Here is a 1,262-nt window from a genome sequence, read left to right on the forward strand (position 1 = left end):
ATCCGTGCCGAGGGTGTGGCCCTGATCATGCCGGACGACGCCTCAGGGAGCCCAGGGTTCCCTGCGCAGGACCCGGTCGCACGCGTGGCGCTCGACCTCGTGGTGCACCTTTCCGGCCGCTGTTCGCCGGGTCGCCCCGCCACCTCGGTCCCCGTCCCGGAACGGGAACTGCAGGCCGCCCTGGGCGCGTTGACCGGTGCCCGCGCCCGGCAGCGCACCGAGTGGGAGCGCACGGCCGGCCCGGAGGTCCCCGACCCGGACCGCATGCCCGTGCTCGTGACCGACCTGCTGTTCCGTTGGGGGCTCCTGCGCGGCGGACCCGGCGAGCGGCACCTGACCGCCGCGGCCGCCCGCTACGGGACAGAGACGGACACGCGGGTCCCCCAGATCCTGGACAATGACGAAGACGGTGGCGAACGAGAAGGTGAGCGCGACCAGTGGTGACCCAGGAGACCAGTGAGGCCCCGGCGGCGGCTCCGGTCGACCCGACTCGAGGGACCCCGCGTTACCGCCTCGAACGAGCGGGCATCCGCAACGTCTGGCAGTACGACGACCACGTCCTCGACTTCGCGGAGGGGCGTCTGCTGCTGCGCGGGCGCAACGGCGCCGGCAAGTCCAAGGCGCTGGAGATGCTGCTGCCGTTCCTGCTGGACGGCGACCCGCGGCGCCTGGACACGACCGGTACGAACCGCACCAGCCTGCGCTGGCTCATGGCCGACGACCCGCGCGCCCGCGCGCCCGAGGACGGTGACGACCGCCCCGACCTGCTCGACGGCCCCGAGGAACAGGACGAGGACGCTGCCGGCGGGGGCGACGAGACGGCCGAGGACACCCCTGTCGAGGAGACCGGCCCTCTCACCCGCCTGGGTTACCTGTGGGTCGAGTTCACGACCGAACGCGGCGACCGGGGCCTGGACGGTGCCGACACCGCCGAACCGCACACCTCCGGCCCCGGCGAACCAGGCCGCGAGGGCGCTCCGCCCACCCACCTGACGCTCGGCGCGGCCGTCACCGCCGTGGGCGAGTCCGATCCGCGCTGCGTCTTCTTCGTCACCGACCGCCGGGTCGGCCACGACCTCGACCTGGTCGTGGACGGGCACCCCAAACCGGTGGACCGCCTGCGCTCCGAACTCGGGGCCGACAACTGCTTCACCAGCGCGATCGCTTACCGCACCCGGGTCATGCGCGACCTGTTCGGCATCGACGACCCGGTCCGCTACCGCAACCTCATCCACCTGCTCTACCGGCTCCGCCGCCCCACC

Annotated in this window: 1 protein-coding gene and 1 pseudogene; both read left to right on the forward strand. The window is 73.3% G+C overall.

Features of this window, described 5'->3' with window-relative positions:
• A partial coding sequence (locus D474_RS0120395) for a DUF2398 family protein (RefSeq protein WP_026118659.1) occupies positions 1-444 on the forward strand: 444 nt, incomplete at its 5' end.
• Positions 438-1,262 (forward strand): annotated as a pseudogene (locus D474_RS0120400) (exonuclease SbcC); the annotation flags it as partial. The gene D474_RS0120395 and the pseudogene D474_RS0120400, both read left to right, overlap by 7 nt.

Origin of the sequence: Nocardiopsis salina YIM 90010 (genome assembly GCF_000341025.1) — a bacterium.
In the GTDB taxonomy this organism is placed as follows: Bacteria; Actinomycetota; Actinomycetes; order Streptosporangiales; family Streptosporangiaceae; genus Nocardiopsis; species Nocardiopsis salina.